20 protein-coding genes and 2 pseudogenes are annotated in these 20783 nt (G+C 49.9%); 10 read left to right on the forward strand and 12 right to left on the reverse strand.

Annotation, left to right across the window (positions count from 1 at the left end; genetic code table 11):
• The first annotated feature begins 95 nt into the window (after positions 1–95).
• The 3 genes from CWC46_RS20445 to CWC46_RS20455 are packed head-to-tail and all read left to right on the forward strand — an operon-like array spanning position 96 to position 2637.
• On the forward strand, positions 96–839 hold the full coding sequence (locus CWC46_RS20445) for a PIG-L deacetylase family protein (RefSeq protein WP_021014688.1): 744 nt from the start codon (positions 96–98) through the stop codon (positions 837–839).
• Positions 836–1555: a 4-carboxy-4-hydroxy-2-oxoadipate aldolase/oxaloacetate decarboxylase gene (locus tag CWC46_RS20450; RefSeq protein WP_021014687.1), complete on the forward strand. Its 720-nt coding sequence runs from the start codon at positions 836–838 to the stop codon at positions 1553–1555. Before CWC46_RS20445 ends, CWC46_RS20450 begins: the two co-directional genes overlap by 4 nt.
• Complete coding sequence (locus tag CWC46_RS20455) at positions 1555–2637, forward strand: 4-oxalomesaconate tautomerase (RefSeq protein WP_021014686.1); 1083 nt, start codon at positions 1555–1557, stop codon at positions 2635–2637. Before CWC46_RS20450 ends, CWC46_RS20455 begins: the two co-directional genes overlap by 1 nt.
• A 189-nt stretch (positions 2638–2826) precedes the next feature.
• Here the strand turns inward: CWC46_RS20455 and idi are convergent, their stop codons facing one another.
• The 4 genes from idi to CWC46_RS20475 are packed head-to-tail and all read right to left on the reverse strand — an operon-like array spanning position 2827 to position 5695.
• Positions 2827–3372 (reverse strand): isopentenyl-diphosphate Delta-isomerase, encoded by a 546-nt coding sequence (gene idi / locus CWC46_RS20460; RefSeq protein WP_021014685.1) that lies wholly within the window; start codon positions 3370–3372, stop codon positions 2827–2829.
• Positions 3373–3423: 51 nt separating this feature from the next.
• A complete protein-coding gene (locus tag CWC46_RS20465) occupies positions 3424–3654 on the reverse strand; it encodes a non-oxidative hydroxyarylic acid decarboxylases subunit D (protein ID WP_021014684.1) in 231 nt (76 codons plus the stop codon).
• 11 nt (positions 3655–3665) lie between these two features.
• Positions 3666–5093 carry a non-oxidative hydroxyarylic acid decarboxylases subunit C gene (locus tag CWC46_RS20470; RefSeq protein WP_021014683.1) on the reverse strand — a complete coding sequence of 476 codons (1428 nt, stop codon included), beginning with the start codon at positions 5091–5093 and terminating at the stop codon, positions 3666–3668.
• A gap of 2 nt (positions 5094–5095) precedes the next feature.
• Positions 5096–5695, reverse strand: coding sequence for a non-oxidative hydroxyarylic acid decarboxylases subunit B (locus CWC46_RS20475; protein ID WP_021014682.1), 600 nt, complete (start codon positions 5693–5695; stop codon positions 5096–5098).
• A gap of 212 nt (positions 5696–5907) precedes the next feature.
• Here CWC46_RS20475 and CWC46_RS20480 point away from each other — a divergent pair, with 212 nt between their 5' ends.
• Positions 5908–6321 (forward strand): MarR family winged helix-turn-helix transcriptional regulator, encoded by a 414-nt coding sequence (locus CWC46_RS20480; protein ID WP_021014681.1) that lies wholly within the window; start codon positions 5908–5910, stop codon positions 6319–6321.
• A 41-nt stretch (positions 6322–6362) separates the two neighbouring features.
• Here the strand turns inward: CWC46_RS20480 and CWC46_RS23725 are convergent.
• Both CWC46_RS23725 and CWC46_RS22960 read right to left on the reverse strand, forming a co-directional pair.
• A pseudogene (locus CWC46_RS23725) lies at positions 6363–6554 on the reverse strand (hypothetical protein); the annotation flags it as partial.
• Positions 6532–6672: a hypothetical protein gene (locus tag CWC46_RS22960; protein WP_157831390.1), complete on the reverse strand. Its 141-nt coding sequence runs from the start codon at positions 6670–6672 to the stop codon at positions 6532–6534. The gene CWC46_RS22960 and the pseudogene CWC46_RS23725, both read right to left, overlap by 23 nt.
• A gap of 190 nt (positions 6673–6862) precedes the next feature.
• Here CWC46_RS22960 and yicI point away from each other — a divergent pair, with 190 nt between their 5' ends.
• The 3 genes and pseudogenes from yicI to CWC46_RS20495 form a co-directional block, all read left to right on the forward strand.
• Entirely contained in the window at positions 6863–9190 is a 2328-nt protein-coding gene (yicI, locus tag CWC46_RS20485) for an alpha-xylosidase (RefSeq protein ID WP_021014680.1), read from the forward strand.
• A gap of 13 nt (positions 9191–9203) precedes the next feature.
• A complete protein-coding gene (locus tag CWC46_RS20490) occupies positions 9204–10631 on the forward strand; it encodes a glycoside-pentoside-hexuronide (GPH):cation symporter (protein WP_021014679.1) in 1428 nt (475 codons plus the stop codon).
• Positions 10632–10695: 64 nt separating this feature from the next.
• A pseudogene (locus CWC46_RS20495) lies at positions 10696–10848 on the forward strand (integrase core domain-containing protein); the annotation flags it as partial.
• 59 nt (positions 10849–10907) lie between these two features.
• Here the strand turns inward: CWC46_RS20495 and CWC46_RS20500 are convergent.
• From CWC46_RS20500 to CWC46_RS20510, 3 genes are read right to left on the reverse strand one after another with little or no spacing between them, the layout of a single operon-like run.
• Positions 10908–11759, reverse strand: coding sequence for an MBL fold metallo-hydrolase (locus CWC46_RS20500; RefSeq protein WP_021014678.1), 852 nt, complete (start codon positions 11757–11759; stop codon positions 10908–10910).
• Between the two features lie 25 nt (positions 11760–11784).
• Positions 11785–12111, reverse strand: a complete 327-nt coding sequence (locus CWC46_RS20505) for a hypothetical protein (protein WP_021014677.1) — start codon at positions 12109–12111, stop codon at positions 11785–11787.
• Between the two features lie 7 nt (positions 12112–12118).
• Positions 12119–12658, reverse strand: coding sequence for a hypothetical protein (locus CWC46_RS20510; RefSeq protein ID WP_021014676.1), 540 nt, complete (start codon positions 12656–12658; stop codon positions 12119–12121).
• 157 nt (positions 12659–12815) lie between these two features.
• On the opposite strand from CWC46_RS20510, the gene CWC46_RS20515 reads away from it, so the two are divergent.
• Positions 12816–13700: a LysR substrate-binding domain-containing protein gene (locus CWC46_RS20515; RefSeq protein ID WP_021014675.1), complete on the forward strand. Its 885-nt coding sequence runs from the start codon at positions 12816–12818 to the stop codon at positions 13698–13700.
• Positions 13701–13920: 220 nt separating this feature from the next.
• Here CWC46_RS20515 and malM read toward each other — a convergent pair whose 3' ends face one another.
• From malM to malK, 3 genes are all read right to left on the reverse strand, one after another.
• Positions 13921–14820 (reverse strand): maltose operon protein MalM, encoded by a 900-nt coding sequence (gene malM, locus CWC46_RS20520; protein ID WP_021014674.1) that lies wholly within the window; start codon positions 14818–14820, stop codon positions 13921–13923.
• 219 nt (positions 14821–15039) lie between these two features.
• Positions 15040–16335: a maltoporin gene (locus CWC46_RS20525; RefSeq protein WP_021014673.1), complete on the reverse strand. Its 1296-nt coding sequence runs from the start codon at positions 16333–16335 to the stop codon at positions 15040–15042.
• 32 nt (positions 16336–16367) lie between these two features.
• Positions 16368–17477 carry a maltose/maltodextrin ABC transporter ATP-binding protein MalK gene (malK, locus tag CWC46_RS20530; RefSeq protein ID WP_021014672.1) on the reverse strand — a complete coding sequence of 370 codons (1110 nt, stop codon included), beginning with the start codon at positions 17475–17477 and terminating at the stop codon, positions 16368–16370.
• A 442-nt stretch (positions 17478–17919) separates the two neighbouring features.
• On the opposite strand from malK, the gene malE reads away from it, so the two are divergent.
• Both malE and malF read left to right on the forward strand, forming a co-directional pair.
• Positions 17920–19134 carry a maltose/maltodextrin ABC transporter substrate-binding protein MalE gene (gene malE, locus CWC46_RS20540; protein ID WP_021014670.1) on the forward strand — a complete coding sequence of 405 codons (1215 nt, stop codon included), beginning with the start codon at positions 17920–17922 and terminating at the stop codon, positions 19132–19134.
• A gap of 61 nt (positions 19135–19195) precedes the next feature.
• Positions 19196–20770, forward strand: a complete 1575-nt coding sequence (gene malF / locus CWC46_RS20545) for a maltose ABC transporter permease MalF (protein WP_021014669.1) — start codon at positions 19196–19198, stop codon at positions 20768–20770.
• Positions 20771–20783 lie beyond the last annotated feature (13 nt).

The raw sequence follows: 20783 nt of genomic DNA on the forward strand, positions 1-20783 counted from the left end.
AATAAAAATCATAGCCTGCGCAATGAAAGGCATTATCCGCCATTGCTGACTCCATGCCACGATGAAACAAATGGTCAAATCGGGAGTGGACAGTGATGAATAACACAGAAAAAACAGGAAAAAGTGCCCTGGTGGTCAGTGCGCATTCTGCTGACTTTGTCTGGCGTGCCGGCGGCGCTATCGCCCTGCATGTGGCGCAAGGCTACAAGGTGCACGTGGTGTGTCTCTCTTTTGGCGAGCGTGGCGAATCAGCGAAGCTGTGGCGCAAGGGCAATATGAGCGAAGAGACGGTTAAACAGACGCGGCGCATTGAAGCGCAGGCCGCAGCAGAGATCCTCGGTGCCAGCATTGAGTTTTTTGACCTGGGTGACTATCCGTTGCGCGCCGATAAAGAGGTCCTGTTTCGTTTGGCCGATGTTTTCCGGCGCATACAGCCGCATTTTGTATTAACCCATTCGGTTAATGATCCCTACAACTATGATCATCCACTGGCGGCCAGCCTGGCCCAGGAGGCGCGCATTATTGCGCAGGCCGAAGGATATCGCCCAGGAGAAACTATCATTGGCGCGCCACCGGTATACTGCTTCGAGCCACACCAGCCCGAACAATGCCAATGGAAACCAGACGTGCTGTTGGACATCACCACCGTGTGGGATAAGAAATACGCGGCGATTCAGTGCATGAACGGTCAGGAGCATCTGTGGGAATACTACACCCGGGTGGCATTGCAACGCGGAGTACAGGCAAAACGTAATGTAGGTATCGCCAGCTCGCGCGTTATCAGCCACGGCGAGGGGTATCAGAGCCTGTTCCCTCGCGTCACGGAGGACCTGTCATGAGCATAACGGGTAAAAAAGGCGTGGTGGTACGCCATATTGAGCGCGCCGATGCGGCGCTAATGCCGCGCTTCGCCAGTTATGGCGTGGCAACGGTACACGAAGCCCAGCAACGCCAGGGTTTACTGAACGTGCGTATCCGTCCCGTGCAACAAGGGAAGAGCATCGCGGGCAGCGCGGTAACGGTTCTGGTTTCACCGGGTGATAACTGGATGTTTCATGTCGCCGTCGAGCAGTGCCAGCCAGGCGACGTTCTGCTGGTTACGCCGACCTCCGAGTGTCACGATGGTTTTTTCGGCGACCTGCTGGCAACGTCCCTGCAGGCGCGCGGCGTGGTGGCACTGGTGGGCGATATTGGTATTCGCGATAGCCAAACGCTGCGCAACATGAATTTTCCCGTCTGGTCGCGCGCAGTTTATGCCCAGGGCACCGTTAAAGCCACGCTGGGCTCGGTGAACATTCCCCTCATCTGCGCCGGACAGTTAATCTATCCCGGTGATGTCGTGGTGGCGGATGACGATGGTGTCGTGATTGTCTCTCGCGAACAGGCCGCTGCGGTTGCGCTGGCGGCGCAGAAACGGGTTGAACTGGAAGAGGGCAAGCGGCGGCGGCTGGCGTCGGGTGAACTGGGGCTGGATATCTATCAGATGCGATCGCAATTGGCGGAAAAAGGCCTGCGCTACGTGGATTCTCTTGAGCAACTACAGAGTGAACAATGATGAAACAGACGCTGCTTCCCTGTGTATTGATGCGTGGTGGAACCTCAAAGGCCGCCTGCTTTTTAGCCACCGATCTGCCTGACGACGGCACCCTGCGCGACCGGGTTTTGCTGGCGGTCATGGGTTCGCCGGATGTCCGACAGATTGATGGCATTGGTGGTGCCGATCCACTGACCAGTAAAGTCGCTATTATCTCGCCGTCGTCACATCCTGAGGTTGATGTCGATTATCTGTTTGCCCAGGTCAATGTTGATAAGGCAGTGGTGGACTATGGCCAAAACTGCGGCAATATTCTTGCCGCCATTGCCCCTTATGCCATTGAAAAGGGGCTGGTGACAGCACAACGCACGACAACGATAGTGCGTATTTTTATGGTAAACACCGGCCAAATCGCCGAAGCGGTGGTCGCCACACCGGATGGGGTAATAGAGTATGAAGGGGATGCCCGGATTGACGGCGTACCGGGATACGGTGCTGAGCAAATCCTGAACTTCGAAGATATCGCAGGTTCCAGTTGTGGTGCCCTGTTACCCACCGGCCAGGCGCGTGACTGTTTTGATGGCATTGAGGTTACCTGCATCGACAATGGGATGCCGGTAGTGTTGCTGAGGGCGGACGATCTTGATCGAACGGGCTATGAAAGCCGTGACGCGCTGGATAAAGACGAAGAACTGAAAACCCGTCTGGAATCCATTCGTCTACAAGCCGGAGAGAAAATGCATCTCGGTGATGTGCGCCAGCGAACCGTACCCAAAATGACGCTGATTGCGCCCCCGACCCAAGGCGGCACCTTGGCTACCCGCACGTTTATCCCGCATCGCTGTCACGCCTCTATCGGCGTGCTAGGGGCGGTAAGCGTGGCGACTGCGTGTCTGATTGCCGGCAGCGTCGCGGCGGGCCTGGCGCAGGTCGGCACAGAAGAGAAACAACGCCTGGCGATCGAACACCCCAGCGGAGAATTCGGCGTGATGTTGCAGTGTGACGCGAACGGCGATGTCGTGAGCAGCGGATTGATCCGTACCGCTCGTTTGCTGTTTGACGGCAAGGTGGCTATTCCGGGATCGCTTTGGGACGGCAGATAAAGAAGAGAGAATTCCCCCCGCCAAGAGTTGGGGGGAATCAGGGTGTGGATGTATTGTAGAAACGAATAGCACTGCGTCTTCTCAGGACGCCCATTAGCGTTGAAATTGAGATCAACGACGCGTAACCGGCGGCATTTTCCCCGGCCTCCCCCGCTTAAGTGGACTTATTACCTGTAAGTTGCTAGTTGCTTATTTTAGAAAGTTCAGAAGGTTATCACGAATAGACGACTTATTTAGCTGTTTCACTATCCAAGGACTGAATACAAAAGGAGTGAGCTTTATTACCGTCAGGAGATCCGGCAAGGCTATCCACTGATGTTCCATTACCTCGTCGGGATTGGGATGAACATCCGATGCGGCATGAGCAGCGAACACAGGGCAATATTCATTTTCAACAATTCCCGAGGTATCCCGAAACATGTAGTGAAAATTATCGTCGATGATAGTTACATTGCTGACGTGCATATTCAGTTCATCACCGGAGCGACGTCGCACCGCCTCCACTGGCCTTTCCCCGGGTAGCGGATGACCACACACGGAATTCGTCCAGACACCTGGCCAGGTTTGTTTATCTATTGCTCTGCGGGTGATGAGTAATTGGCGCTGCTCATTGAATATATAGCTTGAAAAACCCAGGTGTAGCGGCGTTGACATGCTATGCACCTCGGCTTTCGCCATTTCTCCAATTACGTTGAAAGATGCGTCCAACAGTACGACATTTTCTCTGTGAAGCATTCCAGTTACTCCTGTATAAGAACAGTGAGCATAATGCCCACTGGGAAATAATTATGACTTCGCCAAAAGAGGAGGAATGACTGGCACTTCAGGTGCGTTATCAATATCCTTCTGCGTCATACGAAAAGCCTCCGGATAATGTTCGCGCTGAGTCCGGCGTTCAGGTTCGGTATCGCGCCAGGTATACAAACAATGCTGGCATTGATATACCGTCCAAATGCCGGTTACTGGCGATTTGGCCATGACGTCAATCTGTTCATCTGTACAACGTGGACATATCATACTTATTCTCCTTAATTACGATTGGCCAGAAGAGCGGTCAATTTCTCCACCCAACGCACTGTTTCAGGCAGGTCTTTTACCGGCTGGCTGTAATGTCCACGCATATCGGGCGCGACAGGTGTGGTGGCGTCAATGATCAGCTTGTCGGTGATGCCTGCGGGGCTTGAGCCAGGATCAAGTTCCAACACCGACATGTTGGGTAGTTGCACCAAATCGCCCGCCGGATTCACTTTTGACGAGAGTGCCCACATGACCTGCGGCAGATTAAACGGATCGACATCCTCATCCACCATGATTACCATTTTCACATAACCCAGACCATGCGGCGTGGTCATCGCACGCAGTCCTACCGCCCGGGCAAAACCGCCATAGCGTTTTTTGGTGGAGATAATCGCCAATAGACCGTGGGTATACATGGCATTCACTGCTTGTACTTCGGGGAATTCCGCTTTTAATTGCTGATAGAGAGGCACACAGGTTGCCGGCCCTATCAGATAATCAATTTCAGTCCAGGGCATGCCAAGATAAAGAGATTCAAAAATCGGCTTGGTGCGATATGAAACTTTATCGATACGCACCACCGCCATATTGCGTCCCCCCGAGTAGTGGCCGGTGAATTCGCCAAAAGGCCCTTCAATTTCACGTTTACGCCCTTCGATCACGCCTTCAAGAATGACTTCCGAACCCCAGGGCACATCGAAACCGGTCAGCGGCGCGGTAGCGATAGGATACGGGCGTTCACGTAACGCGCCGGCCATTTCATACTCCGACTGATCATATTTAAGGGGGGTGGCGCCCATCAGCGTGATAATGGGGTCATTGCCCAAAGTAATCACAATGGGCAAATCTTCACCCCGCTCTTCCGCTTTATGCAGATGCAAAGCGATGTCATGCATCGGCACCGGCTGCAAACCCAGCTTACGTTTGCCTTTGACTTCCATGCGGTAGATACCCACATTCTGTTTGCCGAAGTGATTCGGATCGAGCGGATCACGGCTAACCACGCAGGCTTTGTCGAGATAGAAGCCACCATCGCCATCGTTCAATCGAAATAGCGGCAGAATGTCGAACAGATTAATGTCTTCACCGTCCATCACATTTTCCGCCCAAGCTGGGTTTTCGCGACGCTCCGGTGCCACTGGAAAATTATCCCAGCGACGGATGAATTCATCAATTTGCTGCTTCACCGGTGTGTTAAGTGGCAACCCCAGTGCGATAGCATGGTTTTGCCACGAGCCAATGGTATTCATGACAACATGTGCATCCCTGAATCCACTGATGTTAGTGAACGAAAGTGCCGGCGCGCCTTCGCCGATACGTCCGGTGGCGTTCGCCGCCGCCGCGATATCGGGCTCGGCCTGCACCTCTTCGCTGATGTTGAGCAATTGTCCCTGCTCATCCAGCGCCTTTAAATAACTACGCAGATCATCAAATGCCATTTTTAATCCTCATGTCTCAGGTCATTATTCAGTTTTGAATCTCGCAACCCTTGCCAGCGTCGCGCCTTGGGATAATCGAGGCCGAACTGATCGAGAACGCGTGCAACAATGTGGTCTGTCACATCCTCAATGGTTTCGGGATGGTTATAAAAAGCCGGCATCGGAGGGACTATCGCCACCCCCATGCGTGACAAGGCCAGCATGTTTTCCAGATGAAGGGTGCTGAGAGGCGTTTCGCGGGGGACCAGGACAAGCTTACGTCCCTCTTTCAATACCACATCTGCAGCGCGCCCGATGAGGCCGTCGGCATAACCGGCACGGATACCGGCCAGGGTTTTCATACTGCAAGGAATAATGATCATACCGTCGGTATGAAAGGAGCCTGAAGAGATCGACGCAGCCTGGTTTGCCGGGCCGTGCACCACATTCGCCATATCGGCTACATCGCGGGTAGTGTAAGGTGTCTCAAACTCAATAGTGGTTTTGGCCCACCTCGATATGACAAGATGGGTTTCAACCTCAGATATCAATTTAAGCGCCTTTAGCAAGGCAATGCCTAAGGGCGCACCTGTCGCGCCAGTGATCCCAATAATTAGCCTCATGGCATTTCCCTCACACATTGTTCGTATAAGAACAAGAATTCACGATACCCTGTTATCTCGCGACAAACAAGCTAGCCATGGAAAAAGTTCTTATACGAACTTGATGGCAATATTTTACTCACTCACAGATTACTCAATCAGGCGGGTATTGCCGTAGCCACCACTTTTTGCGATGGTATGGCCACAGTTTGAATTGATGAAATCACGTTACAATGACAAAAGTTCTCGGAAATATCCCATTTCACCTGATGCGACAGCTTTTCCAGGAACATACTTCGCTATGGCAAAAATTACTGCCTGAACTCACTAAGCAACAATATGTCGTGCTCTGCGTCGTCGCCGAGCAGCCGGGAATTGAACAGATGGATTTGATTGATGCGGCGCTCAGCACCAAGGCCACGCTGGCTGAAATGCTAAAGAGGATGGAAAAAAAAGGCCTGTTAGTAAGACATCAACGTGACGATGACAAGCGCCGACGCTTTATCTTTCTGACCGACGAAGGGCTACAGGTATTGCAACGCGCCCGTCCGGTGGCCAACGATATTGACGCTGCGTTTCTATCACGAATTTCTGCCAATCAACGTGATGACCTGGTGTGTCTGCTGCAGGCCATGTTGGATACTTAAGGATCTTCGCATATCCTCGTAGCGAGTTGATTCCCTGGCCTTGGCGTCACATAACCTATCCCACTGTGCCGGTGCTCTTCGTTATACCGACGGCTAATTAAACCTGTCCACCCGAACTCACGCCCTCCTCCAGCATTTTAAAGCCCGGGACGGCCATTGGGGCACATATTTCAGCGTGCGGAACAATGGCTCCACATACGCGCATTATCATTACTGACCTTCGATCGGCTGTGTATCGAGAGCAGCGTCCGATATCGCTTCCCTCTGCGCAACAGCCGCGACGGTCATGTTGTAAAAGGGAAGCCATTTTGCCAACACACTGTTTTCACGTGCTGGGGAAATACGTTTCATTTGCCACTTCGCTGCCCTCTTATCCATTTTCAGAAGAAGGGTGACAACGATGCTGACACTGAAGGGACCCAGGTCACATTTAAAAAATATCGTAACTGGAATATGAATTTAAACAATTTTATTTCCATTCAAAAATCATAAATATGTAGTTAAAAATAGGACTATTTTATTCTGGAATAAGGGGTTCTGTATGAAAATTAGTGATGGCAACTGGTTAATCCAGGATCACTTAAATCTGATATCGCCTGTTCACCTCTTTGAGTACCAACGTACCAGAAATAATGAAATTACCGTGTACGCTTCGCCTATCGACGGAAAAATCAGAGAGAATCAAATTGGCTCTCCCCTTTTTACTATCACGCTAACAGCACCGATAACTAATGTAATTGGCGTTCGTTATGCGCACTTCAACGGTAAAAAAGACAAAGGCCCACACTTTGAACTAGCGGAAAAACATGTTCAATTTGAAGTAACAGAAACCGATGATGTGTTGATCGCCCAAAACGGTACCTTAGAAGTTCATATAGAAAAAAGCAGTTGGGGAATTAGCTTTTATCATAATGGTGTTGAAGTTACTAAATCCACGACTACATCATCAGGCTATGCAATGGATAAGCAAGCCGGCAAGAACTACTTTTTTGAACGTCTAGATCTTGGTGTTGGTGAACTGGTTTACGGATTAGGTGAGCGCTTTACTGCCCTGGTCAAAAATGGTCAACAAGTTGAAACCTGGAATAAAGATGGTGGCACCAGTACAGAGCAGGCTTACAAAAACATCCCATTTTATATGACAAACAAAGGTTACGGTGTTTTTGTTGACCACCCAGAAAATGTCTCCTTCGAAGTCGCATCAGAAAAAGTATCTAAAGTTCAGTTTAGCGTTGAAGGTGAATCACTTTCATATTACGTGATTGATGGCCCTACGGGTAAAGACGTATTAAATAACTATACCCAATTGACCGGCCGTCCAGGTTTACCACCAGCCTGGACATTTGGTCTTTGGTTAACAACCTCATTCACAACCAATTACGATGAAGCTACTGTAAACTCATTTATCGATGGCATGATCGAACGTGATATACCTCTTCACGTATTTCACTTCGATTGTTTCTGGATGAAACCATATCAGTGGTGTGATTTTCAGTGGGATGACAAAACATTTCCAGATCCAGAAGCAATGCTCGCTCGCCTAAAAGCAAAAGGTTTGAAAATTTGTGTTTGGATCAACTCTTACTTAGGTCAAAAATCACCATTATTTGAAGAAGCGGCACAAAAAGGTTATTTGCTTAAGAACCTTGAGGGTGACATATGGCAGTGGGATCACTGGCAAGCAGGAATGGGTATTGTAGATTTCACTAACCCAGAAGCATGCAAATGGTATGAATCCCATTTAGAACGACTCATCGACATGGGTGTCGATAGCTTCAAGACCGACTTTGGTGAACGTATACCAACAGACGTTCAATGGTTTAGTGGCGCATGCCCTCAAAAAATGCACAACTACTATACCTTCTTATACAACGCATTAGTGTATCGAGTTCTAGAAAGAAAATCAGGCCAATATCAAGCAGCACTATTTGCTCGCTCAGCAACTGCCGGTAGCCAACAATTCCCTGTTCATTGGGGAGGGGACTGTTATGCCACGTATGAATCAATGGCTGAAAGCTTACGAGGTGGCCTATCACTCGGTCTCTCAGGGTTCGGCTTCTGGAGTCATGATATTGGTGGATTTGAAAATACCGCCCCAGCGCATCTATATAAACGTTGGTGTGCATTTGGTTTGCTATCAAGCCATAGTCGTTTACATGGTAGTAAATCTTACCGTGTGCCCTGGGCATATGACGAAGAGTCTTGTGACGTAGTAAGAAGCTTTACCAAGCTGAAAGCTAATTTAATGCCCTACCTGTACTCTATGGCTCATAAAGCAAAAGAGACTGGCACCCCAATGATGCGTGCTATGTGGCTTGATTTCGAACAAGATCTAACCACGCACAACCTTGATCTTCAATACATGCTAGGTGATAACCTGCTAGTCGCTCCAGTATTTAGCGAAAAAGGAGATGTAAATTACTATCTGCCACAAGGTAAATGGACGCATCTTCTAACGGGTGAAGTGGTTGAAGGTGGTAAATGGTATCAAGAAACTTATGATTTCATGAGCCTACCTCTATATATTCGCCCTAATACCTTGTTAGCTTCTGGTGTCGATCAAACAGCAGTGGATTATGACTTTATTGCTAATGCTCAATTCCACTTGTACCAACTGTCTGATGGTCATACCTCTCATGCTCGAATCATTAATCCTGATAATAAAACAGAAGCCACTGTTTATGTGACCCGTAATTCGATGGACTTAGATGTGACGGTTGAAGGTCAAATAACAAATCTAACGCTACAACTACATGGGCTGAAACCACACAGCTTAAGTGTGTCTGGCACAATTCAAAATGATCGGGTTTCTATTGAAGCAATAACTGAGGCTGAAATACATCGCTTCCAAATTAAATTGGAAGCATAAAGGAAATAATCTGATGACGAGTTCAACTCAACCTACACAACTAACTGAAAAAATATCTTCAAAGGAGAAAATTGGCTACGGCATGGGGGATGCTGCCAGCCATATAGTATTCGACTCCTGTGTCGCTATCTTAGCTTATTTCTATACTGATATTTATGGGTTATCCCCGGCAATCATGGGTACTATTTTTTTAGCAGTACGCTTATTGGATGCTTTTACTGACCCAATTATGGGCGCCATTGCAGATAACACTGTTACTCGCTGGGGACGTTTCCGCCCATATCTATTAATCATCAGTATTCCATTTGCTGTTAGTACAATATTGGTATACACAGTTCCAGATTATGGCGAAACGGGGAAAATCATCTTTGCTGTCGCAACCTATGTCTTCATGACGTTAATGTATACTGCGATTAATATCCCTTATTGTTCTTTAGGCGCAGTCATTACGGCTGATCCAAAAGAGAATATGTCGCTTCAATCATATCGCTTCGCTATTGCTCCAATTGGTGGCGCTTTAGGTACAGCGGCAATTCTTCCGCTAGCCGACTACTTGTCTCCCGGGGATAGAGCTGCGGGCATCCAGATGGCAATGGCTATTTTCGGTGTGCTTGGCTGCTTAATGTTCTTATTCTGCTTTTCATTTACAAAAGAACGTGTTCAGCCCCTAAGCGAAGAAAACATGGATATTATTCGTGACTTGAAACTCTTGGTTAAAAACGACCAGTGGAGGATTCTTGCGGTCTATAACTTCACCATGTTGGTATCCTTGGTCATTCGTGCCGGTATGATTTTGTATTATGTTACTTACATTTTGAATAAAGATACTGATATAGCCTCATATTTCCTATTAGGCACAACGATATTCAGCATGTTGGGCAGCCTCATTGCCAAACCATTTAGCGACCATTTCTGTAAAATCCAATTATCTATCTGGAACAATATATTACTAGGTTTAGCCGGATTACTATTCTTCGTAATTCCTGGAGACAACTGGATAGTAGCACTATGTTTATACCTATTCTTACAAACACTACAAGGTGCAAATGGCCCACTACAGTGGTCAATGATTACAGATGCTAACAACTATGGTGAATGGAAAACGGGCCGTCGTATTACCGGGATGAATATTGCAGCTAATATTTTTACCATTAAACTTGGTGTTGCAGTTGGCGGTGCTCTAATTGGATGGGGGCTTGCATGGTTTGGTTTTCAAAGCGCGGTTGACGGCAAACCAATACAGCAGACACAAGAAACTCTGAATGGTATTTTGATTATCTTCACGGTATTCCCAGCGATTTTATACTTAATTACAGGTCTATACCTGAAATTCAAACGCTATGATTTAACAGAAGGTAAAGTGAAAAACATCATACATGACTTAGAGCATGGACGTTTTTCTAATAAAGTAAACGAGCCAGTTCCCCCGGTGCCAAAGTAGTTGAGAAGATCCCCTTTCCGGGATTTCATCCTCAATCCAGGGGGCAGGAGTATCTTCATGTCGCAATGAAACACTGAGAACAGAAATACTGGATATGTATCTATTTAAGGCATTGTCAGAGATGTGATATTTAATAGAAAACTGGCGTACAGAATATAACGCAGAGCGGCTACACAGCTCACTCGGAAATCTGCCGCCGGTTATTTATGCACGATAAAAACAGATCGCTTCCCTTTGATCAGACAGGCCGAAATTGTAATGTCATCAGCTAAATAGCTATATGGACGTTGCCGGTACATATTCAATACAGTATCCATCCTGAAAAGCGTCGATATGAGCAAATGCGGCTTCTCCAAAGTGCATCCCGGCAACCAGGAGTTTCTCTCTGGCGGCTGATTCCAGAATCATTTTACGTGTTTTTACCGCCTGCCCGGGGTCGTAATCAAAAGCGATGGTGACATCCGGATGTAAAACCTGAATATACGGAAAATGAACGATATCGCCCCAGATCAGCAGACTCTCTCCACCCGAATCAATGCGGTATCCTGTATGCCCTGGAGTATGTCCGGGTAACAGAATGGCCCGGAGGCCGGGAACCACGTCATCCTCATCCAAGAGGTGCAGATTCTGACGGTATACGTCAAGAACACGCCGGGCCAGCGAAAAATTACCCTTTGCCCTTTCACTAGCCCCACATAAATTATCATCATCCAGCCAGTATGCAGCTTCACGCGGATGAATGCAGAGTTTCGCGTCGGTAAACACGCTGTTGCCATCAGAATCGATCAGGCCGCCAATATGATCAGGATGCCCATGAGTCAGAAGGACAGTATCAATATCCTGTGGGTTAACGCCTGCGGCAAGCAGATTATTTACCAGTCTACCGCCCTTCTGGTTCAGGCCTCCGGTGCCGGAATCTATAAGGATAATTCTCCCCATACCACGAACGAGATAACAATTAATATGAATATTACCAGGAACTGCAATACTGGCAGATCGCTGTATATGTTCAGCTTTATCAGACTCTATGCCGGATAACATATTCAGATCTATGGTCATGTCACCATCACTGATTGCCATAACGGAAAAATTACCAATACTTTTTGTCACCAAGGGGAAATTGCTCATCGTCAGGTCTCCTGAATGCTGAGTGTTAATTGCGCGAATATATCTGCGATGGTGCAGATCCAAAGCAGCGGATCCGCGCCATCAGGCCGATCTCCTGCTGAATTACAGCCTCCAGGTCGCTAATGAAAGATGCCATAACTTCCGGTGTACGGTGCGGTTCAAGGCGGTAGCAGACTTCTGCATAAACCGGATGCCCACGTCCGTTCCGGATGGCAATGTATATGATGTGTACTTTATCCGGTTCAGCTTGCAGTATGCCCGTGCAGAGCTCTGCGCACCGATGAGTCAGCGCAGGAAGTCCGGTTAATTCATCGAATTTATCGTCAGAGATATAGAAAGAAATATTTGGCATCAGGAATCTACTCTATAGGAGAAGCAGAACCGTTTTTCAGTTGCTTCGTCATCGGTTCGTAACGGTAAATACCTGCGGAAGAACCAGAAATAAGTCCTGAATCTTTCTGTGACAACACGTAGAGCCAACGTTGTGCCGGTGATTTTTCGAGCCCCACTGCCCGTAATTCAAGCGGCATCCCCCCTATTTCACATTCAAGAAAGTCAACAGGGGATAGGCTAAGTACCATAATCTCATTTTCCGCAACAGCTGGCGCGGCATTCACGCCATCATAGAGATTCCGGTGCCAGTCTGAAATATGCCGCTGCCAGCGGGAAAAATTTCCGCCACCTTTTTGTCGGTATTCTTCACTGTCAAGCACACCAGGATCCCGAACAGTATGGATAGCCAGATACACAGGACATCCGTCGGTAATAGCCCTAAACCGTTGAGATGTACTGAATCCGGTTACTGAGACAAGCGCCGGTAACTTCTCTGAACTATAAAATTCATTCCATCCGGTTTCACTGTCCGGGTCGGTATAAGTGCATTCCACCGTATAAAACATTAGCTGACCTCTTCTCTTACCCGTGAGTCATACGCTGACTCATATTGCATAATGATGTTTAGTCATGCTACATGTCTGAATACACGGCAGAAATCGATTTAATCTCATCCTTCAGTGACATTATGTCAATGTAGGGCATCATTACCCGGAGGCAGAAATGCGTCGTAAAATACCCAGTACGTCAGCTCTCATGGCCTTCGAAGCGGCAGCAAGGCACGGCAGCTTTGCACGCGCAGCCGGGGAACTGGCCCTGACCGAAGGCGCTATCAGCCGGCAGATTGCACGGCTCGAAGACTTCCTGGCATGTAAACTGTTTGACCGGGCGGGGAACAGAGTTAGTCTGAGTTCCAACGGCGCCAGGTATGCCCTACAGGTGCGTGAAATTCTTGAACGTCTGGACAGGGATAGCCAGTATCTGAGAGGCTTACCTTCAAGCAGCGCAAGCCTTGAAATTGCTGTCATTCCGACATTTGCTAGCCGGTGGCTTATTCCCCGCCTGGGCCGCTTCCAGGATAAGTACCCTGGAATTACTCTCCATCTTGCTGAACGAACCGAACCGTTCGTGCTTCCCGGAAGTGGTTTTGATGCCGCGGTTCATTTTGAACACCCCGCCTGGGCAGGCATGAGTATATTCCGCCTATTTCAGGAAGTACTGGTGCCAGTCTGCCATCCGGCACTCCTGACGGGGAAAGATATCAACGTTTTACTGAACACACTGCCACGCATACACCGACGCCAGAACCCGGACGCATGGGAAAATTACGCACATGAGACAGGCATTGTGCTGGAAAACCCTTCAGCCGGCGTCCGCTACGATCTGCACACCATGTCAATTGCATCAGCTCTGGCTGGACTGGGCGTCGCACTTGTTCCTCGGATCTACATCGAAGCGGAAATTCATGAGGGAAAGCTGGTTGCTCCGTGGCCGGAAGCAAAAACAGTAACGAAAAACTTCTGTCTCGTTCTTCCAGGAACCGCGGCTCAGAATGAAGGAGCGTTAACCGCTTTCCGGGAATGGCTATTGGAAGAGGCGAGAAACTGATGAAAAATACCTCTGCCAGACAACGTAATGGAAGACGTAAAATCAAAATAAATTCATATCTGACTACGAGTTAAAAACGTGGATTTCACACGGTTGGCGAACTACCCAACATCGCTCCTGACGTGATGCCGAGATTGAAAGCCGGGATTTCGTTCGGTATTAAGGAGCATGAATACCTTTGCTCCTCCCCTTGGCAAAGGAGGAACAAAGCATAACGATTTTAGTGCTTAACGCTTTCAATAAACGTCTTGCGGGCAGTTTTCGACCCCAGACGTTCAGCTTCATCAAGTAATTTCAGCGCCTTATCAACGTCCCCGGCTTTCACGGCTTTCTTAATTGCGTTGTTGTAGTAGTTTTCAGAATCCGACAGCAGCGGTTGAGACGGTTTAGCTGGCATCGCAGAAGGTGCCGGTTGCTGGCCAACGACGACGGGTGCAACGGCCGACGCATCTGTGGCGCTGTTAACGTTCAGAGCCTGGCCGATCATGATGTTTCCGGATTTCTGCTCGGCACGGACTTTAATGCTCAGGATGCCGGACGACGTATGACGGGCCACCGGATCCGGAATATCCGGCACGGCGTTACCGACACCGGCAGCATAAGCTTTCGCCGGGTTAGTCATCTGGGTGGTTTCAGCCAGATCTTTTTTAGTGGTGTACACCAGCAGGTAAATTTGTTTTTGACCCAGCGCTGGCGTCAGTTTCAAGGTACCTTCCAGGCGATCGCTGGAGACAATGCCTGGTTTTTCATACGGGAAGTAGCTTGACGGGTAATAGGCCGCCGGGCGCATCTGTTCGTCCAGAACCAACACATTAGGTGCGTAGACGGTTTTACCGTTCGCGATGCTGGTCAGGGTTATTTCCAGCGACCCACGGTCCGCAGGCAATGCAAACGCACCTACTGCCCCCTGAATATCCCCCTGATTAATTTGTACACCTGTGGTACTCAGCGTGACATCCTGTGTTACTGGCGGAACCAGCGGCGTCCAGGGTAAATGATGTAAAGTCTGAGCAGAGATCATTGGCGCAATTGACGCATCATTTTGCGCCGCATTCACTCCCGCAGGTACAGTAGCCAACAGGCTCAGCGACAGACACAGTGACAGCAGATTTTTTTTCATCGTTATTTCCTTTTGAATCACCATGAAGGCTGGCAGTTATCGAATGACATTCCGCCAGCCAGGGCATCTTAAAGCCAATATAGAACTCAGCTTTTCCCTATAGCCTTCGTGTTGTGGGAAGGCGGCAACCGAACTCATCCCCGGGAGCGTACATCAGTACGTGATCGGGGTGAGTAAGGACAGCCAACGCACCCACAGCGCGAAGGATGACGGGAAAAGTTACCACCAGATTTCCATCTGGGCTCCGAAGGTGACTTCACTGTCTTTACCACGGCTGAAAGTCTGTAAACTGGTGTCGCTCATGGCCAGGCCGTTATTTATACCGCTGTCGGTGTCATAACCCCATTTTTCATCCCATTTTGCGTACGTGGCGAAGACGCGGATGGCCGGGCGAGACCAGATGCTATCGCCTGCCTGCCACTGTTGCGCCAGCGTGACTTTATATTGTCCGTTGGTATCGCTGGTGCGCTGAGATTTCACATTGTCGTAACCGACTTCCAGCAAGGTGCTCATGACTGGCGTCCATTTGTACATCGGACGGACACCCACGGTATACCAGGTGGTGCCGTTGTTGTTGTCACGGTTGACATCCTGATACATCGCTACGTACATCAGGCCCCAGGTATCGTTGAAGTCAATCGCACCATGGTCGATTACACGCACCATATGGCCATTATTATTGATGCTGGCACCATTGGAGTGACCGGTTGCCGCCCCCGTCGTCGGGTCAGTCATTGAATCAGTGGCGTATTGCAGTACAAACTTGTTGTAGCCGTTATAGATGCTTTGCGTGTGTTCTGCGGTCAGCATCACGCCATCTTTGGTCGCATCATTAGCAAGGGAATAGCCGTCACGTGCATTGGCACGCCCGTAATCCACTCCCAGTTCAAGTACACCACCGGGGTTTAGGTTCAGACCGGCCAGGCGCGCATCGAAAACGTCGTTTGACGTCGGCACTTCGTTACGCTGGTTAGCGATATAGCCATAAGATCCGCCGCTTTCGGTGTTACGCGTCGCCGCTAAAGACAATTTACCAAAGCCCAGATCCACATCTTCCAGACCAGCACCCGGGCCGGAGATATCCCAGTAGTAGAAATCGATCATGTGGATGTCATGGCGCTGGTAGAAACGTTTGCCGGCCCAGATTGTCGATCCCGGCAGCCATTCGATCAGGTTTTTACCCTTGACGTTCGCTTCGCGGAAAGCCGGACTGGTTGATTCCCAATCGTTCTGTTGTGAAACGGAATACGCCACGTTGGTGTCAAAATAGAAGCTCTTATCCCCTTCTTTCCACACTTCCTGCCCAAGCTTTAACTCGGCATAAGTCTCACATTCGTTACCCAGACGATATTTGCTGTCAGCCCCTGTTGTTTTGAAACACTGCTGCTCACCACCGCTGCCGGTCCAGCCAATGCCAGAACGTGCGTAACCAGTGAAGTCCACTGCCATGGCTTGTGTAGAAAAAATGCCTGCCGCAATAGCCAGCGGCAGAGAGTATTTACGCAGAGTTATCATCATCATTATTCTCCTGTAGGGGGATGCGTGCTTTAAACGCCAGGCTCCGGGTGTAGCCGTCGGCACGCAGTCCCGTCCTCGCGGAACAAGTGACAGCGATGTGGCGGCAAGCCAATAGCGAATGTTGCACCTTCTTCTACCAGCACTACGTCGTTCTGGCGGTACACCAGGTTTTGACGGATAGCCGGGATCTGGATATGAATCTGAGTTTCGTTGCCGAGCTGTTCGACTACCTGCACCAAACCGGACAGCGCCACTTCGGCGAGATCGCTCGGTAATAAGTGTTCGGGACGGATCCCCAGAGACAGATTGGAACCAACCGTGACCTCGAGGCCTTCTACCGGCAGCCAGACGCGCTGGCGATCTGGCAATTCGATTTGCACACGCTCAGGTTCAGCACCGGTGACTTTCACCGGCAGGAAATTCATTTTTGGTGAGCCAATAAATCCGGCAACAAAGCGGTTGGCTGGATAGTGGTAAAGCGTGAGGGGCTTACCGATTTGCGCCACGCGACCGGCATCAAGCACCACGATCTTATCGGCTAGCGTCATGGCTTCGATCTGATCGTGGGTGACGTAAATCATTGTGCGTTTTAGACGCTTATGCAGGCGAGAGATCTCAATACGCATCTGTACGCGCAGGGCAGCATCAAGGTTGGACAGTGGTTCATCGAGTAAAAATACGTTGGGTTCAGCCACTAGCGTGCGACCAATCGCCACACGCTGACGCTGTCCACCGGAGAGCGCTTTGGGGCGGCGGTCAAGCAGATGAGCCAGTTGCAGAATCTCGGCCACCTGATTCACCCGCTGGGCGATCTCCACTTTTTTGCTACCGGCCAGCTTTAGGCCGAAAGACATGTTTTCCGCCACCGACATATGGGGATAAAGGGCATATGACTGAAACACCATGCCGATGCCGCGTTCAGCCGGAGGAATTTCATTCATGCGCTTGTCGCCAATCAGCAACTCGCCGGAGGTAATGTCTTCAAGACCAGCAATCATGCGTAACAGGGTGGATTTCCCGCAACCGGATGGCCCGACAAACACCACGAACTCGCCCTCTTCAATCTCAATGTTTACGTCTTTTGAAATAACTGTTTCGCCAAAGGCCTTATAGAGATGACGAAGTGATACGCCTGCCATACCCGACTCCTGAACTGACTGGTAAAAAGTCCTGTGAAGCAAGGCAAGTGTGAGGTAATGAGCCTTGTCAGCAAGGAAACTGAATGTCAGTGAATAGCGTGAGGGAAATAACAGATTGGGTAATCATCCGTAACAACGTTTTTCATGGGGGAGGACAAAGGAGGATGAGCCTTTTGCATAACAGGCTGAAAGTTCACACCAAAAGTCAAATTCGTGATCTTAACGGCAAAATGCTACCCCGGTTTTTGCGTGTTCCTCCACAGAAAGCGCGGCAGTGTTAACTGGATCACACAACCAGAGCCGGGGGCGTAGAGCTGGGGATGATGAAGCCATACGGCCTTATCGCCGACACTAGTCCGGTACGCTTTTCTTCATCTTTGATAAGCATCCAAACTTCATATAAAAAACCCGACTCCCGACAGAAACTCAAAAGGATTGGATTATGACTATCAGCATCAAGACTTTTCACATAAAGAAATTGGTCAAACGCACTCTGGCACTGTCAGCGCTGGCTGCACTGGTACTGTCCTCTTCTGCTTTTGCCAAAATAGAAGAAGGCAAACTGGTTATCTGGATCAACGGTGACAAGGGCTATAACGGGCTGGCGGAAGTCGGTAAAAAATTCGAGAAAGACACCGGCATTCCAGTCTTGGTGGAACATCCAGATAAACTGGAAGAGAAGTATCCGCAGGTGGCTGCCACCGGCGATGGCCCGGACATTATCTTCTGGGCCCATGACCGCTTTGGTGGCTACGCGCAGTCAGGTCTGCTGGCTGAGATCAACCCGGACCAGGCCTTCAAGGACAAACTCTTTCCTTTCACCTGGGACGCCGTAACCTTCAACGGCAAGCTGATTGGCTATCCGGTCGCCGTTGAAGCGCTGTCGCTGATTTATAACAAAGACATTATCAAGACCCCCCCGAAAACCTGGGAAGAGATCCCGGCATTGGACACTGCACTACGCGCCAAAGGTAAAAGCGCCATCATGTGGAACCTGCAGGAACCCTACTTCACCTGGCCAATCATCGCTGCTGACGGCGGTTACGCATACAAGTACGAGAACGGCAAATACAACATCAAAGACACGGGTGTGAACAACGCAGGTTCACAGGCAGGTCTGCAATTCATCATCGATATGGTGAAGAACAAGCACATCAACGCCGACACCGACTACTCCATTGCTGAAGCGGCCTTCAACAAGGGTCAGACCGCGATGACCATCGACGGTCCGTGGGCGTGGTCAAACATCGACAAGAGCAAAATCAATTACGGCGTTACCCTGCTGCCAACCTTCCACGGAAAACCGTCCAAACCGTTTGTCGGCGTACTGTCCGCTGGCATTAACGCAGCCAGCCCGAACAAAGATCTCGCGAAAGAGTTTCTCGAACACTATCTGATAACCGATGAAGGTCTGGCCGCCGTCAATAAAGACAAACCGCTGGGTGCCGTGGCGCTGAAGTCTTATCAGGAAAAGCTAGAGAAAGATCCGCGGATTGCCGCTACCATGGCTAACGCAAAAATGGGTGAAATTATGCCGAACATCCCGCAGATGAGCGCTTTCTGGTACGCCGAGCGCAGTGCGATTATCAATGCCATCAATGGCCGTCAGACCGTGAAACAGGCGCTGAAAGAAGCGGAAACACGCATCATCAAATAACACGTAAATAAAACGGCGGGAAACGTCTTCCCGCCACAGCAACCTGAAGGATGAGGACCCTATGCAAGCAGCTCAAACCGGACTGCCTATTCGCAAAAAACGGCAGATAAGCGATGTTCTGAAGGGGCTGATTATTGGCCTGTTCGCACTGATCACCGGTTACCTGATCGTACTGATGTATGCGCAGGGAGAATATTTGTTTGCCATGCTGACGCTGCTGCTCTCCTCCGTCGGCCTCTATATTTACACTAACCGCCGCGCTTATTCATGGCGCTACGTGTATCCCGGTCTGGCCGGCATGTCGTTATTCGTGTTGTTTCCGCTGGTATGTACCATTTTTATCGCCTTTACCAATTACAGCAGTACCAACCAGCTGACCTTTGAACGCGCCCAGTCAGTACTGATGGATCGCCAGTTTCAGGCCGAAAAAACCTATCCATTTGGCCTGTATCCGGCAGGTGAAAAGACGGATCGCTGGCGCCTGGTGCTGAAGGCGCCTGATAGCGGCGCTATATTGGTGTCCGCACCGTTTGAGTTCAACGCCACCACACCGCAGACCCTGACGCTGGCACCCGCGCCGATGCCGCAGGGTGAAAAAGCCGGGCTGCGGGTGATTACCCAAAACCGCCAGGCGCTGGGAGAACTGACAGCAAAGCTTCCCGATGGAGAAACCCTGCGCATGAGTTCACTGCGCCTATTTTCTGCCAGTCAGCCGTTGTATAAAAAATCCGCAGATGGCAAACAGCTGACCAATGTGAAAACCGGCGTCACTTACCGTCCCAACATGAAGAGCGGTTTTTATCAGGCGGTGAACGCCAACGGCGAATGGCAGGCCGAAAAACTCAGCCCCGGATTTACCGTCAATATCGGCTGGGCCAACTTCCTGCGCGTGCTGCATGACGACGGCATCCAGAAGCCGTTCTTGTCGATCTTCGTCTGGACCATTATTTTCTCGCTGCTGACCGTGGTCCTGACCGTGGCCGTCGGCATGGTGCTGGCCTGCGTGGTGCAGTGGGAGGAACTGAAAGGCAAAGCGGTTTATCGGGTGCTGCTGATCCTGCCCTACGCGGTACCGGCGTTTATTTCCATTCTCATTTTCAAAGGATTATTCAACCAGAGTTTCGGGGAAATCAATCTGATGCTCAGCAGCCTGTTCGGCATCAGACCGGCGTGGTTCAGTGACCCGCTGACCGCCAAAACCATGATTATCATCGTCAATACCTGGCTGGGTTATCCGTACATGATGATCCTGTGTATGGGCCTGCTGAAAGCCGTTCCCGAGGATCTCTATGAGGCCTCCGCCATGGACGGCGCAACGCCAATGCAGAACTTTTTTCGCATCACGCTACCGCTGCTTATCAAACCGCTGACGCCGCTGATGATCGCCAGTTTTGCCTTTAACTTTAACAACTTCGTGCTCATTCAGTTGCTGACCAATGGTGGCCCGGATATGCTCGGTACTACCACACCCGCCGGCTACACCGACCTGCTGGTCAGCTACACCTACCGCATCGCCTTTGAAGGCGGGGGCGGGCAGGACTTCGGGCTGGCTGCGGCCATTGCGACGCTGATTTTCATTCTGGTGGGTGCGTTGGCGATGGTGAATCTGAAAGCCAGCCGAATGAAATTCGACTAGCCGACCAAGGAGG

The sequence above is a fragment of the Prodigiosinella confusarubida genome, assembly GCF_002847015.1.
Classification (GTDB): domain Bacteria; phylum Pseudomonadota; class Gammaproteobacteria; order Enterobacterales; family Enterobacteriaceae; genus Prodigiosinella; species Prodigiosinella aquatilis.